Origin of the sequence: Micromonospora noduli (assembly GCF_003264475.1) — a bacterium.
GTDB classification, from domain to species: domain Bacteria; phylum Actinomycetota; class Actinomycetes; order Mycobacteriales; family Micromonosporaceae; genus Micromonospora; species Micromonospora noduli.
In genome coordinates this window covers 29,091-42,693 of record NZ_PYAC01000022.1, presented here as the reverse complement: position 1 = coordinate 42,693, position 13,603 = coordinate 29,091, and the positions used below count along the sequence as shown (strand labels likewise).

Here is a 13,603-nt window from a genome sequence, read left to right as displayed (position 1 = left end):
GGGGGGTGGGTTCGTGATCGGCGGTCGGCGAACCCGGCACATAGTACGGCAGTACCCCGAAACATGTCACGGCGGCGCCATACGCTGACTACCCTATGAATTGTCATGACTACTCCTGAACCGGACGTGCCCAGCGACAGCGGCGGCCCGGCCGCCGCGCCGTCGGCGGAGGGGGCCTCCGGTGCCGTTCGGCCTTCCCGTAGGGGGATGTGGGCCGATCTGGTCGCCGTGCTGAGCTTCGTGCTGCTTGGCTTCTGGGTCACCTGTCGACTCTGGCTGGACCCGGGCAGCGATGTGCGGGACAACCAGTCCGATCAGTCGCAGTTCGAATGGATGATGGCCCACGGTGCGCGAGTAGTCACGCACTTTGCGTATCCGTTCCATTCCAATCAGATGAACGTCCCCGACGGCGTCAATCTGATGGCCAATACGTCCGTATTATCCATTTCATTGCCAATGACGCCGATCACCCTGTTGTTCGGACCGCGAGCGTCATTTCTGATCTTTCTCACCGCCGGCATGATTGCCACCGCCGCGGCCTGGTATTTCGTGCTCTCTCGGGTTCTGATCGGCAGCCGGGGGCCGGCGTGGCTGGGTGCCGGCTTCTGCGCGTTCGCGCCGGCCATGGTGTCGCACGCCAATGGGCACCCGAACATCGTGTCGCAGTTCGTCGTCCCGTTGATCATTTGGCGCACGCTACGACTCGGTGAACCGGGCCGCTGGCTACGCAACGGGGTCCTCCTCGCGCTGGTCATCGTCTGGCAGGCGTTCCTCAACCTGGAGATCCTGCTGATGACCGCGATCGGGCTCGGCGTGACCGTCGGCGTGCTCGCCCTCGGCCGCCCGGATCTACGGTCGCGGGCCCGATCCTTCATCGCCGGGCTGGCCGTCGCCGCCGGGGTCGCCGCGCTCCTGCTCGCGTACCCCCTTTACGTCCAGTTCTTCGGACCGGACGCGTACTCCGGGCTGTCCCGCCTCATCCGCGGCTACTCCAGCGACGTGGCCTCGTTCGTCGCGTACTCCCGGGAATCACTCGCCGGTAGCGCACGCACCGCCGCGGGCCTGGCCAAGAACCCGACCGAGGAGAACAGCTTCTTCGGTTGGTCACTGGTGGTGCTGGTGATCGCCCTGGTCTGGTGGCTGCGCCGCTCGATCGTGGTGCTCGCGCTGGCCGCGCTCGGGTTGCTCTTCGCGGTGCTCTCGCTGGGTCGGGAGGTCCGCTTCGACAACCGGGGTACGGGTGTGCCGGGCCCCTGGGCGGCGCTGGAGAACCTGCCCATCCTGCACTCGGTGGTGCCGACACGCTGGGCGTTGGCGATCACCCCGATCATCGGGCTGCTGCTCGCCTACGGTGCCGAACGTGCCCGCGAGTTGGCCGAGGCGCACCCGGCCGCTCGGGGGCAGGTTCGCTTCGTCACCGCCACAGTGCTCACGATGGCCCTGTTGCCGATCGTCCCCACCCCGCTGCCCGTGGCCCGCCCCGACCCGGTCCCCAGCTTCGTGACCAGTGGGGCCTGGCGGCCGTACGTGACCGGTGGGCGCAGTGTGGTGACCCTGCCGTTGCCGGACACCACCTACGCCGAGCCGCTGCGCTGGTCCGCGGCGACCCGGTTGGACATGCCGCTGGCCCGTGGCTACTTCCTCGGCCCGGACACCCGCCCGAACGCCGATCCGCCGAAGGTCGCGTTGTTCGGTGCGACGCCCCGCCCCACCAGCAGCTTCTTCGCCACCATCCGGCGCACCGGGGCGGTGCCGCCGATTACACCGCAGAGTCGGGTCCGAGCGGTCGACGACCTGCGCTACTGGCGGGCCGGGGTGGTCATCCTCGGGCCACACGAGCACGAGGCCGCACTGCGCCGGGGCATGACCGAGCTGACCGGGATACAACCGGTCTTTACCGGCGGCGTGTGGGTGTGGGATGTCCGGTCACTGACCGACTGAGCAGTACGGCACCGACTGAGCGGCGCGGCCAGGCCGCCCTAGCGGACGCAGCAGCCCTGGCAGACCTTCGGGCGGGGCAGCGTGAAGGCGAGGCAGCAGGTGCGGCGCTGCACTGTCGGCTCACCGGTCGGCCCCGGCACCAGCTCGATCAGGTCGGCCAGGTCGAGCGCGCCGAGCACTGTGTCGATGCTCTGCACCGTGGAGCCGGGCAGGGCGTCGGCGGCCCGCAGGATGCCGTGCGCGATGCCGGAGGCGACAGAGCCGAGCAGCGTCCGGGTGCCCACCCGGACCTCGGACTGGATCGCCGTGATGAGCGGCGCCAGGTGAGCGTCGAGCAGGGATGCGCGCAACGCGGCCAGCAGCTCCGCCTCGTCGGCGACGACCCGCACCTCCGGCAGGCCGGCCAGTGCCAGCGGATCGTTCGGCAGCACCGCCACTGTGGTGCCCCGGCGCAGGCCCATGGTGAGCAGCTGCCGATGGTCCTCGAAGTGGATCAGCAGGTCGGCCGGATCGAGCAGTGGCACGCGCCGGGCGGAGGCCCAGCCGAGCACGACCGGGAGCGCGGCCCAGTAGCTGTAGGACTTCCAGGCCAGCGCCGCGCAGGCGTGCGGGGTGCCGCCCCAGCGGACGGCGGCGCCGTTCAGCAGCTCGGGCAGTCGGCTGCCGTCGATCAGGGTGGTGGCGGGCGCCCAGCCGAGCTCGTCGTCGACCAGCAGGCCCCGGGCGAGGCCGGGGAGGTCGTCGGTGCCGAACATGGCCCGGAGCGCCGCGGTGACGGGAGCGAGCGGCGTGGTGGCGGCCTCTCGCCGTGGCATCACCGCTGTCACCTGAGTCGTCCCCTGTCTGTGACCGAGGAGTGCGCCCCGGCGGACGAACCAGTGCCGTCCTGAGCTAAGGCTAGCCTAACCAAGCCCCTGGCCGTAAGGGAAGCCTCACCTTGGTCACATCCCTGACTCCCAGGTCACCCCGTATCCGACGGGTGTAGCGCTTCGCGTACTACCCGGAGTCAGTGCTGGGAAACGCCGCCGCACAATCGATGACCATCGGTGGATTGTCAAGCAGTGTGTCGAAAACATGCCACTTGCGTGTGTGCTTGCGCACGGAACGTGAAACTTATAGCCCCGGCCACGAGGAAGCTGATGACGACCTCACCCCTCGAACGGGCTGCCGACTCCTTCGCGGCCGAACTCGCCCGGCAACGGACCGGGCGCGGGTTGTCCAAGAAGCAACTGGCCGTCCTGATGGGGTTCGACCCGTCCTACGTGAGCCATGTCGAGGGGCGCCGGCACCGCCCAACCGAGGACTTCGCCCGCCGCGCGGAGGCCGTCCTGGAGGCAAGCGGCGCGATCTGGCAGCGCTTCCGGGAGTACGACGACCTACGCCACGCCCGGTCGGGTCAGCCGCACCGCGAGCCGTACCTGCCAGGCCAGTGGCTGCCACCCGGCACCGGCCTGGTCGTGGAACGGGAACTGGCCACCCTCACCCACGCCGACGACGGCTACCGGTGCGTCATCCACCGTGAGCTGTACAACGCCGGCACCGAGCCGGTCACCCGCTACCTGGTCCGGGTCGCCGTCGACCGCTACCCGAACGACCCCGGCCGCTCCAACCGGCACCATCGGGAGCACCCCCTCACCTTCGCCGAGCTGCAGATACAGGCCCGTCGAGACGACGGCGGCGGAGACCCGGAGCCGATGCACTGGCGAGCCAAGCACGATCGGGACGCGTTCAAGGAGATCTGGCTGCTCTTCGAGAACGGGGAGCGACGCTTCCCCCTCTACCCGGGCGACCGGGCCACCATCGAGTACGCGTACAGCGTCGGGCACGAGAAGTGGGGCCCCTGGTTCCAGCGAGCCGTCCGACTGCCCACCCGGCAGCTCGCCGTACGCCTGGACCTGCCCGCGGCCCTCGACCCGCAGGTCTGGGGCGTGGAGACCTCCCTCAGCGCGGAGGAGGGCCCGCTGCGGACGGCGCCGCAGCGTCACGACGAGGGCGACCGGGTGATCTACGACTGGCAGACCGACGATCCCCCGTTGAACGCCCGCTACCGGATGCAGTGGCGGTTCCGTGCCCGCCCGGACACCGAACCGGACATCGGCCCCGGCGGCGCACGGGTCCGACCCAGCGACCGGATGCGCGGCCTCGGCATCGTGCAACGCGGGGACGACCTGCTCCGCCAGCGGGCTCGCCCGTTCGACCTGCCCGGGGAGGAACACGTCGCCCGGGACGTGGTCGACCGGCTCACCATGGCCCTGGCCCGGCTCGACGAGCTGCACCCGTTCAACAAGGGGGTGGGCGTCGCCGCCCCGCAGTTCGGCATCGGCCGCGCGGCGGCCGTGGTGCGGCCCCCCGACCGGTCGGCGGAGCCGGTCGTACTGCTCAACCCACGTGTGGTCGACGCCGACCCGGAGACCGACGAGCAGTACGAGGGCTGCCTCTCGTTCTTCGACCACCGAGGTCTGGTGCCCCGGCCGCTGCGCCTGGACGTGGAACACGCCCAGTGGGACGGCAGCCGGATCATCACGTCGTTCGAATTCGGCATGGCCCGGCTGGTCGCACACGAGATCGACCACCTGGAGGGTCGGCTCTACGTCGACCGGATGGCACCCGGCGTGCCGTTGGTGCCGGTGGAGGAGTACCGCGAAACCGGGCGCCCCTGGCGCTACTGACCAGGAAGGGACCGGGGCGCGTGCCCCAGGGGGCAGGGGCACGCGCCCCGGTGTGGGGGGAGGAACGTCTAGAGGTCACCGAAGGTGTCGTAGCGGATGCGCGGTGGCGGCACGTTGTCCGCGGCCAGCACCCGCAGGGTGGACCGGACCATCCGGGCGGCCCCGGAGACGAAGCAGTCGTGCGTGGTCCACGGGCCGTACCGGGCCACGACCTCCGGGATCTCGCCCTGCTCGCCGTCGAAGTCCGGATCCTCACTGCACGCCGCGGTGACCGACAACCACGGGTGTACGGCCACCAACTCCTGCAACCCGTCCAGGCCGTACAGGTCGGCCGCCTGCCGTGCGCCGTAGAAGACGTGCACCCACCGGGTCCGGTTGAAGGTGGCCAACTCCTCCACCAGCGCCTTGATCGGCGCCAGCCCGACGCCGCCGGCCACGCAGAGGATGTCCCGTTCCGAGGCGCGGTCCACTGTCATCGACCCCATCGGCGCCGCCAGGCGGAGCAGGTCACCCGGCCGTACCCGCCGCACCAGGGCGCCGGACACCCAGCCGGCCCCCGGAGACCGCACGTGGAACTCCAGCACGTTGTCGTCGTTCGGGGCGTTCGCCACGGAGTAGTTACGCCACACCCGGGGGTGGTAGCGCGGCACCTCCAGGCTCACGTACTGCCCGGCCTGCCAACGCAGCGGATGCTGCAACGCCCGGCAGGTCAGGACGGCGGTGTCCGGGCCGTACCGCTCGTGGGTCAGCACCTCGGCGTGCCAGAACGGCGGGTCGTCGTCGGAGGCAGCGCCGGCCACCATCAGGGCGGCGATCGCCGCGTACGCCTCCCGCCACGCCTGGTCGTACTCCAGGTTCCAGCCGTCGCCGGCGGTGCTGCGCAGCGCGTCCAGAAGTGCGACGCCCATCGTGGCGTAGTGCCGCTCGTCGACGTGGTACTTGCGGTGGTCGCGGCCCAGCGCCCGGAGGAACTCGTCGAAGCTCTCCGGGTCGTCGACAGTGTGGATCGCCGTGATGATCGCTTCGAGTAGGCGGTCGCCCTGGCCGGTCATCTGCACCGGGAAGAGTTGCCGCAGGGCGGGGTCGAGCAGGAACAGCCGAGCGTAGAAGTGACCGCTCAACCGGACCCGGTCGTCCTCGACCAGGGTCCAGCTCTCCTTCAGCAACCGCGCGAGGTTGTCCACGGACGCTCCTTCTCCAGACGGCAACGGATCGGGCGCCCATAGAATCTCCACGGAGAGTGTCGACCGGTCGCACAGAATGTGCGATCGGCTCATGGTGGCCGGTCGGCCGTGTCCCGGGTGCCGTGCGTCGGGCAGAGTGGTGCGGTGACCGTTGAGCTGACCCGCCCGGTGTCCCGCCGACTGCTGGGCACCGAGACGCTGCTGGTCCTCGGCCTCTCCCTCGGCCAGTCCGCGATCTACGCGGTGGTCTCGATCATCGCGAAGTTGACCGCCGACGGTCCGCTCTCCAAGCAGACCGCCTCGTTGAACACCTCGGCGTCGGCCCGCCCCTGGCTGGACCTCACGTACCAGCTGCTCGGCATCGTGTTCGCGCTGCTGCCCGTGCTGCTCGCCGTACACCTGCTCACCCGTGACCCCGGCGACCCGGCGCGGACTCTCGGCCTGGACGCCCGGCGGCCCGGTCAGGACGTGGCGCGCGGCGCCGGCCTGGCGGCGCTGATCGGCCTACCCGGGCTGGCGTTGTTCTGGGTGGCGGCCCACCTGGGCCTCAACGCCACGCTGGTGCCGGCCGCGCTGCCGGACGTCTGGTGGACGGTTCCGGTGCTGATCCTCGCCGCCGTGCAGAACGCCGTGCTGGAAGAGGTGATCGTGGTCGGTTACCTGGTCACCCGGCTGCGTCAGCTCCAGTGGCGGCTGGCCGCGATCATCGCGGCCAGCGCGCTGCTGCGCGGCTCGTACCACCTCTACCAGGGCTTCGGCGCCTTCGTCGGCAACGCGATCATGGGCGTCGTGTTCAGCCTCTTCTACCTGCGCACCCGGCGGGTGCTGCCGCTGATCATCGCGCACACACTGCTCGACGTGTTCGCCTTCGTCGGCTACGCGCTGCTGCCCCGGGAGTGGTTCGACTGGCTCTGACCCGTCAGCGCTGGTCGGGTCGGTAGACGGCCACCGCTCGGGCCGCGAGCCGGTCGGCCGCCGCCGCGTCACCCAACGCCGCCGCGAGCACCGCCGCGCCCGGCAGCAACCGGGCCACCAGCCGCAACGCCACCCAACCACCGGCCTGCGCCGTGAGCGGCGCGGCCAACCGCCAAGCCGCCTCCGCCGCCCGCGGCCACGCCCCCTCGACCGGGTCGCCCGCCGACTCGGCGGCGGCCAGGGCCGCCGCCGCGCTCGCCCGATCCGGGTGCACCTGGGTCAGCACCAGCAGGTCGACGGCCCGGTCGGGATGCGTCGGATCCTTGCCGTACGCGGCGGCCAGGTGCAGCACCAGCTCCGAGTGCGTCCACAGCACCGCCGCCAACTCGGCCAGCGGCGCGAAGAAGCCGGCCAGCGCGGCGGTCGCCCCACCCGCACCCGCGGAGCGGACGAACCGCCGGGTCGCCAACCGGGCCAGGCCGTCCGCCGAGGCGTCCGGGTACCGGGCACGCAACCCAGCGGCCCACCCGGCCGCGCCGGGCCCGAACGCCCGCACCGCGGCCAGAGCCAGCAGCTCCGGTGCGAAGCCAGGGTGGTCGAGCACGCGCGCGGCGACCGCGCGCAGCTCCGATTCCGGGGTACGCCGCAGAGCCGGCTCAGCCTGCCGCACGGTGGGTGCTGCCGGTGCCGTCCGCGGCTCGGCGGGCGCCGTGTGCGGCCCGACCACGGGTTCGGGGGCGGGCTCTGTCGGCGTGGTGCTCTTTGCCGGCGTGGTGCTCTTTCGTGGGGTGGCCGCGCGCTTGGTGGTCTTTGCGGCTTTGGCCGGGGCCGTTGGCGTGATGGTGCTCGCCTCGCCGGTGGTGCTCGCGGCTGTGATGGTCTGCGCTTCGGTGGTGGTCTGCGCTTCGGTGGTGCTCGCGGCTTCGGTGATGCTCGCGGCCTTGGTGGGTTTTGCGGCGCGCTTGCGGGGTGCCGGCGTGGCCGGGGTCACCTCGGCGGGCGTGTCGGCCGCCTGCGGAGGGGCAGCCCTGCGAGCAGGGGCGGTCCGCGCCTTCGGCGGTGTCGACGCGAGGCCGGTTGCTGGACTTGGATGGTCGCCGGTCGGCTGCTCCGCGTGCTCCGTGTGCTCCGCGCTGGCCTCGGCGGTCAGCTCGGTCGGTGCGCGCCGGGGCTGTCGAGGCAGGGGGCGGTCCGGCTCCGGTGGCTGGAAGAGCACCGCCGGGGCAGCCTTGGCCCGTCGAGGGCGCTGGCCCGCCGGGGCGGCTGCCGGCGGTGCCGCCGCTTCAGGCTCCACCACCTCGGCGGGCTCGTCGGCCACGATCGGCGGCCGGAAGGTGGCCCGTGGGGAGCGCCGACGCGCTCGTTCAGCAGGCTCTCGACGGGTCGACTCGCTGGGCGGCTGCTCCTGCATATCGATGGAGCGTAGTCCCGATCACGCCGGCGCACAGCGTTGAAACACGGGCCCGGGCGAAGCCCGGGGGGCGTACCCCGGAAGTCGTTTTGCTCCCGGTGGGTGGCGACCTGTATCCTCGGGCGCGGTGGTCTGAGGATCACCAGGGAGACTTCGCCTAGTCTGGTCTATGGCGCCGCACTGCTAATGCGGTTGGGGTCTTAAAGCCCCTCCCGGGTTCGAATCCCGGAGTCTCCGCGCGAAAGCCGGGTGTGTACACTGGCTGAGCACAAGCGCCCGTAGCTCAATGGATAGAGCATCTGACTACGGATCAGAAGGTTAGGGGTTCGAGTCCCTTCGGGCGCACACATCTGAACAGGAAAAACGCACAGGGCCGGTCGCTTGCGACCGGCCCTGACAGCAACCGGTGACAGCAACGTCATTCCTCCACCCCGTCATCGAGCAGTCCACCCAGCTGATCCAGCGCCGCCCGCTTGTCGTCCAGGCTCACGTGACCGTAGACCGTCATGGTCATCTCCAACGTGCTGTGCCCCACGATGTCCATCACCGTCCGGGGCGGCACGCCCAGAGCAAGCAGCACCGAGACACAGCCGTGCCGCAGGTCATGCAGCCGGGTTCGCCAACAAGCCGGGAAAGCGCGCTCGCCTCCTGAGGGCGGGAGCGGACGCCATCAGCGAAGGTACGGACGGCATGGCCGAGCTGGCAAGAGCTCTACACCACGAACTGCCGAATTCCGCTCTATGAGATCAAGGCGGCCCGCAAGCGGGCCGCGCCGGCCCGGCCCCGGCCTGCTGGCGACCTCCGGCCGGCATCGGCCGGGCCGGCCGACCACATTGAGGGACGACAGGACCCGAAGACCTCGGGGCTCCGCCCCGAACCCCGGCCCTCCTCAGAGATGCCGCCGCAGATCACCTCGCCGGGCACCACAAGGGCTACCAGCCTTCCCGGACGGGGCCAAGGTCGTTCGGCTGGTGAGGCGCTCCACCTTGTCCCCGTCCGGGAAGGCTGGACGGTCTACGACTGCCCGACGAGGAGATCCGCTCACCGGAAGCCGGTCTGATCCCTCACTGGCGCCAAGCCGAGTCAGCCGGTCAGGACGGGCGCTAACAGGTCCAGCAGGGCGTCATGATGGCGTCCGGTGCTGAGCAGGGCAGTTCCGTCTCCGGCAAGTAGCGGGTTGCCGTGAAGGTCAGTCGCCCTTCCGCCAGCCTCTTCAAGAATCAGCGGTAGCGGTGCGAGGTCCTCGTATCCCATCTCAGGACCCGCGATCACCAACGCGTCTACCAGGCCGGTGAGCAAACCGCCGATGCCGCCCAGGTGACCGGTGATGCGCGTATGGCGATGCAGCGTGAGTAGCAGATCAGCGGGCCAGCCAGCCGGATTGACGAGCTCCACCCGGGCGGCGGCCAAGTCAGGGTTGTCCCGCAGCACCGGTACGAGATCCCTGCTGTCAGTGCGGACACGGCATCCGCAGCCGCGGCCTGCATAGACCAGTTGACGGGCCACTGGCTGGTTGATCACGGCAAGGGCTGGACCGTACTCGTCCTCAAGCGCAAGGTTGGTACCGAAGATGGGGATGCGATACGCGAAGTACTTGGTGCCATCGATCGGATCGATGACCCACCGCCGGCCGGAGATGCCTGCCGTCGCACCGGTTTCCTCGCCGTAGATCTCGTCAGCCGGAAAGCGTGCCGCCAGCTCGCCACGGATCAGCGTCTCGACGGCGAGATCAGCATCCGTGACCTCAGTACCGTCCGCCTTGATCGCGAGCGCAAAATCAGCCGCGAAAAACCTCTCGGCGGCGAGCGTGCCCGCGCGCTCTGAGAGCCCGATCGCAAACTCCAACGTCGTCCGATCGAGCCGGGGCGCATTCACGCGTCCACACTAGCCACAGCGCTCGTGCGGCTTGATCTGACTGGGCCCCACCTTGGGCCATCCACGGGCCAGTAACCGTGGCACCCAGCGGTCACGAGCGGGCAGCAGGTGCAACCACGCGGCCCGCCTGCGGCAGGCGTTTCGGGCATGACGACCGGTTGAGCACGCTCTTCCAAACTGGCGGTGCGGTAGGAGCGCGGCTACATCACGTCCGAAGACCCGCCACGTCTGCTATCACGTGGCCGATACCTGATGAGGCCGAGTGAGAGGAACACGACCGCCACGGCCGCCAGCGTCAACGCTGTTGCGGGGCCGAACGCGCCGCTGAGTAGGCCGAGGTATCCCGCTGCGAGTGACAAGAGGGAGAGCCCGCTGCAGAGGAACCACATCCCTGCATCGACCGGCCGCCTCCACCTCCTCTGGGCAAAAGGCGACATGCGGCGAGTCAGCAGGAGACGAACACCGTAGCCGGCCAGCACCAGGCCGCCGACGCCCGACAGCACCTGGACCAAGTCCTGGGGGTCCATAGATCTATCTCTACCCAGCAGACGTGGTCGGCAACCAGGTCGAGGCAAGGCCGGGCTGCCTTGACAGCAGCGATTGACAGCAACGGCCTCGGACAGTGACGCACGGGCATGGACGCCAGCAGGCTCTGTGGCCAGGGGCCAAGCGCCGGTCCGGACCGATTGGGACAGCACCGTCGAGGCTACGGATCAGAAGGTTAGGGGTTCGAGTCCCTTCGGGCGCACAGCAGTTGAGCAGAGAAAACGCCCCTTTGGCCGTCGACGGAAGTCGACCAGAGGGGCGTTTTTCGTGCACCCGCGGGTGCACGACCCGGCCGCTGACGCTGGCTGACCGTTACGGAGAGTTACCGAGAGCGACCTCTGGAGATGGTCCACCTACGTCGGCGTTCATAGCGATCCTCGGGGCTATTCGTGTTCCCCGCCTGGCCACGGGTCGTCGCAGGACCGGCCGGACCGGGTCCTGGCCGACAAGGCGTACGCGTCGAAGGCGAGCCGGGCCTACCTGCGCCGGCGTGGGATTGCCGCAAGCCGTTGTCAGTCGAGGACCGTCGCCGAGCGCCCTGCCGTGACCGCGTACGCGCCTGCGGAGATCGCGCCGAGGCTCGTGGGGTTGAGGGTCAGCGAGACGACGCCGCCGGGCAGTACGCGCGAGCTCTCTTCGCCGGTTGCGAACGTCGCGGGCGTCGATCCGTCCGGGAACAGGCGCTTTCCCGTGCCGACGATGACCGGGTATTGGAGTAGCCGGTAGACATCGACGAGTCCTGCCTGGTGCAGCGTCTGCACGAGTTCTCGAACGTCGGCGCCTCCCAGCTTTCGCCGCCGATGACGATCCTGCCCGATTCCGTCACTGGGAACGGCACGTACCCATCGACGATCGAGGCTGCAGGCTCACGTCGGTCTCGGTGTCGCGATGCTCGAACCGCAACGCCAGGGCCTCCTCCGTCTTCAACCTGCCGAGGTTCCTCCTGAGGCTGGCGACGTCGACAGTCAGGACCGACAACCTCCGGCCTGGTCGACCCCGGGCGAGGAATCGTGACGCCCGGTACGAGATGAGTACGCGTGCGGATGGCAGGCGCGGCTGCGGCGACCAGAATTCCCTCCATGCGAACGCGAATCATGATCGCCCTGGCCATGGTCGGTCTGGGTGGGCTGATGGCCACCACCGGTTGCTCGTTCCAGGAGAACATCTGCGCTGGCGGTGAGTATCCGGCGATCGCGGTGGGCGGGCAGGGCGGTAGCGCCTGCTTCCCGGATGGGGAGGAGCCGACCCCGCCGTACGTCCGCTACCCGGAGGGCAAGGTCCCGCAGCACGTCGACGACGAGTGGGACGTCTATTGGCGCAGCCACGGCATCGACGAGAACAACAACATCATCGATACCTGAACCGGCTACCCGGAGGATCGTCGCCCGGCAGAGGAGCGACGGTTCGAATCCCGGCGGTCGTTCCGCGGGGAGGGCGGGTCGATCGAAGGCGCTATACCTCAGAGGTATTTATATGACTCTCAGGTATACCGCTCGCCGAGAGCGGGGGCGGCAAGTCACCGCCACCGCCAGCGCCATCCTGGTGCCTCGCGGCCATCGCGCTGGTTCGGTGCGCGGAAACCGAGGTTGCTGGTGCTTGACGTGGGCCAGATCAGCGACAAGAATTTACAGGAATCGCTGTTAGCGTTAACAATCCGTCCCAGTGCTGCGACGGCATCGTCATGCCGATGTCGCGACGGCCGCGACGGCCTGACTCCTCGGTCAGCACTACCACTGCAGGGGAGAAACCTATGCGAACGAGGGCAAGATGGCTCGCGGCGACTGCCGCACTCGGTGTTGTCCTCGCCGGGGTGCTGACCTCGACCGGCCCGGCCAACGCGGAATCCAACGGCGGGGTGCGGGTGATGCCTCTCGGCGACTCCATCACCGAGGGCACCCAGGTGCCGGGCGGATACCGCATCGGGCTCTGGCAGCGGCTCGTCAACGGTCGATACACGGTGGACTTCGTCGGGTCGCAGTTCAACGGGCCAGCCAGCCTGGGTGACCACGACCACCAGGGACATCCCGGCTGGCGCATCGACCAGATCGACGCGAACATCGTCGGCTGGTTGAACACCCAACGACCGCAGACCGTTCTGCTGCACATCGGGACCAACGACATCCTGCAGAACTACAACGTGAGCACCGCGCCGAACCGGCTCTCCACCCTGATCGACCGGATCACCACCACGGCTCCCACCGCCGAGGTGTTCGTCGCGCAGATCATCCCGCTCTCCAACAGCAACCAGGAGGCGGCCGCACGTACCTTCAACGCGGCGATCCCCGGCATCGTGCAGAGCAAGGTGAACGCCGGCAAGCGGGTACGCCTTGTCGACATGCACAGCGCACTCACCACCGCCGACCTGATCGACGGCGTCCACCCCACGTCCGGCGGATACGACAAGATGGCTGCCCGCTGGTACAGCGCGCTGCAGTCGGTGCCCGGCAGCATCGGCAACCCGGGCAGCGGCACCGGGCAGACCACTGCGATCGTGGGTGCCCTGTCCGGTCGCTGCGTCGACGTCCCCGGCTCTTCCACCACCAACGGCACCCAGGTGCAGTTGTGGGACTGTCACGGCCGCACCAACCAGCAGTGGACCTACACGAGCAGCAAGACGCTGACCGTGTACGGCAACAAGTGTCTGGACGCCGCCGGCTACGGCACCTCGCCGGGCACCCTGGTCACCATCTACGACTGCCATGGCGGAACGAACCAGCAGTGGAACGTCAACGCCAACGGCACCATCACCGGGGTGCAGTCCGGCCTCTGCCTGGACCCGTACAACGTGGGCACCGGCAACGGCACGAAGCTCGTCCTCTGGACCTGCACCGGCCAGACCAACCAGCAGTGGAGCCGCCGATAGCTCGTACGGTCGCGGCGGGTGGCGTCGCCCCGGCCGGCGCCTGCACCGACGGCGCGACGGTGGCCGTGCCGTACGGCGCTGTCTATGTCTTCTGGGCCTCCAAGCGGTAAAGGTCTCGTCCCGGGCGGAAGCCGCCCCTGCCCGGCCAGACGGACAGGGGCGGCTTCAGTAGCGCCAGCCGTGACGAGGCGACAAGCTC

Annotated in this window: 11 protein-coding genes and 2 tRNA genes; 7 read left to right on the top strand and 6 right to left on the bottom strand. The window is 69.5% G+C overall.

Going from position 1 to position 13,603, the window contains the following annotated elements; all coding sequences use genetic code 11:
* Nucleotides 1-105 precede the first annotated feature (105 nt).
* Nucleotides 106-1,941 (top strand): DUF6311 domain-containing protein, encoded by a 1,836-nt coding sequence (locus tag MED15_RS21390; RefSeq protein WP_112736783.1) that lies wholly within the window; start codon nucleotides 106-108, stop codon nucleotides 1,939-1,941.
* A 38-nt stretch (nucleotides 1,942-1,979) separates the two neighbouring features.
* Here the strand turns inward: MED15_RS21390 and MED15_RS21385 are convergent, their stop codons facing one another.
* Nucleotides 1,980-2,756 (bottom strand): IucA/IucC family C-terminal-domain containing protein, encoded by a 777-nt coding sequence (locus MED15_RS21385; protein ID WP_112601320.1) that lies wholly within the window; start codon nucleotides 2,754-2,756, stop codon nucleotides 1,980-1,982.
* Between the two features lie 324 nt (nucleotides 2,757-3,080).
* Between MED15_RS21385 and MED15_RS21380 the strand changes: the two genes are divergently transcribed.
* Nucleotides 3,081-4,610 (top strand): peptide deformylase, encoded by a 1,530-nt coding sequence (locus MED15_RS21380; RefSeq protein ID WP_112583823.1) that lies wholly within the window; start codon nucleotides 3,081-3,083, stop codon nucleotides 4,608-4,610.
* Nucleotides 4,611-4,678: 68 nt separating this feature from the next.
* Here MED15_RS21380 and MED15_RS21375 read toward each other — a convergent pair whose 3' ends face one another.
* A complete protein-coding gene (locus MED15_RS21375; RefSeq protein ID WP_112583822.1) occupies nucleotides 4,679-5,794 on the bottom strand; it encodes a globin domain-containing protein in 1,116 nt (371 codons plus the stop codon).
* Nucleotides 5,795-5,938: 144 nt separating this feature from the next.
* Between MED15_RS21375 and MED15_RS21370 the strand changes: the two genes are divergently transcribed.
* Entirely contained in the window at nucleotides 5,939-6,709 is a 771-nt protein-coding gene (locus MED15_RS21370) for a CPBP family intramembrane glutamic endopeptidase (RefSeq protein WP_112583994.1), read from the top strand.
* 4 nt (nucleotides 6,710-6,713) lie between these two features.
* On the opposite strand, the gene MED15_RS34300 is transcribed toward MED15_RS21370, so the two are convergent.
* A complete protein-coding gene (locus MED15_RS34300; RefSeq protein WP_244220533.1) occupies nucleotides 6,714-8,120 on the bottom strand; it encodes a hypothetical protein in 1,407 nt (468 codons plus the stop codon).
* A 146-nt stretch (nucleotides 8,121-8,266) separates the two neighbouring features.
* Here MED15_RS34300 and MED15_RS21360 point away from each other — a divergent pair.
* A tRNA-Ser gene (locus tag MED15_RS21360) sits at nucleotides 8,267-8,357 on the top strand.
* A 35-nt stretch (nucleotides 8,358-8,392) separates the two neighbouring features.
* A tRNA-Arg gene (locus MED15_RS21355) sits at nucleotides 8,393-8,465 on the top strand.
* A gap of 73 nt (nucleotides 8,466-8,538) precedes the next feature.
* On the opposite strand, the gene MED15_RS21350 is transcribed toward MED15_RS21355, so the two are convergent.
* The 3 genes from MED15_RS21350 to MED15_RS21330 all read right to left on the bottom strand — a co-directional run bounded on the left by MED15_RS21350 (nucleotide 8,539) and on the right by MED15_RS21330 (nucleotide 11,302).
* Nucleotides 8,539-8,730: a tyrosine-type recombinase/integrase gene (locus MED15_RS21350; protein WP_112736781.1), complete on the bottom strand. Its 192-nt coding sequence runs from the start codon at nucleotides 8,728-8,730 to the stop codon at nucleotides 8,539-8,541.
* Nucleotides 8,731-9,203: 473 nt separating this feature from the next.
* Entirely contained in the window at nucleotides 9,204-9,995 is a 792-nt protein-coding gene (locus tag MED15_RS21345; protein ID WP_112736779.1) for an inositol monophosphatase family protein, read from the bottom strand.
* Nucleotides 9,996-11,053: 1,058 nt separating this feature from the next.
* Nucleotides 11,054-11,302 (bottom strand): dihydrofolate reductase family protein, encoded by a 249-nt coding sequence (locus MED15_RS21330; RefSeq protein ID WP_244220532.1) that lies wholly within the window; start codon nucleotides 11,300-11,302, stop codon nucleotides 11,054-11,056.
* Nucleotides 11,303-11,620: 318 nt separating this feature from the next.
* Here MED15_RS21330 and MED15_RS21320 point away from each other — a divergent pair, with 318 nt between their 5' ends.
* Nucleotides 11,621-11,902 carry an SCO0607 family lipoprotein gene (locus MED15_RS21320; RefSeq protein ID WP_112731767.1) on the top strand — a complete coding sequence of 94 codons (282 nt, stop codon included), beginning with the start codon at nucleotides 11,621-11,623 and terminating at the stop codon, nucleotides 11,900-11,902.
* A 389-nt stretch (nucleotides 11,903-12,291) separates the two neighbouring features.
* Nucleotides 12,292-13,404 carry a ricin-type beta-trefoil lectin domain protein gene (locus MED15_RS21315; RefSeq protein WP_112601323.1) on the top strand — a complete coding sequence of 371 codons (1,113 nt, stop codon included), beginning with the start codon at nucleotides 12,292-12,294 and terminating at the stop codon, nucleotides 13,402-13,404.
* The last annotated feature ends 199 nt before the right edge of the window (nucleotides 13,405-13,603 follow it).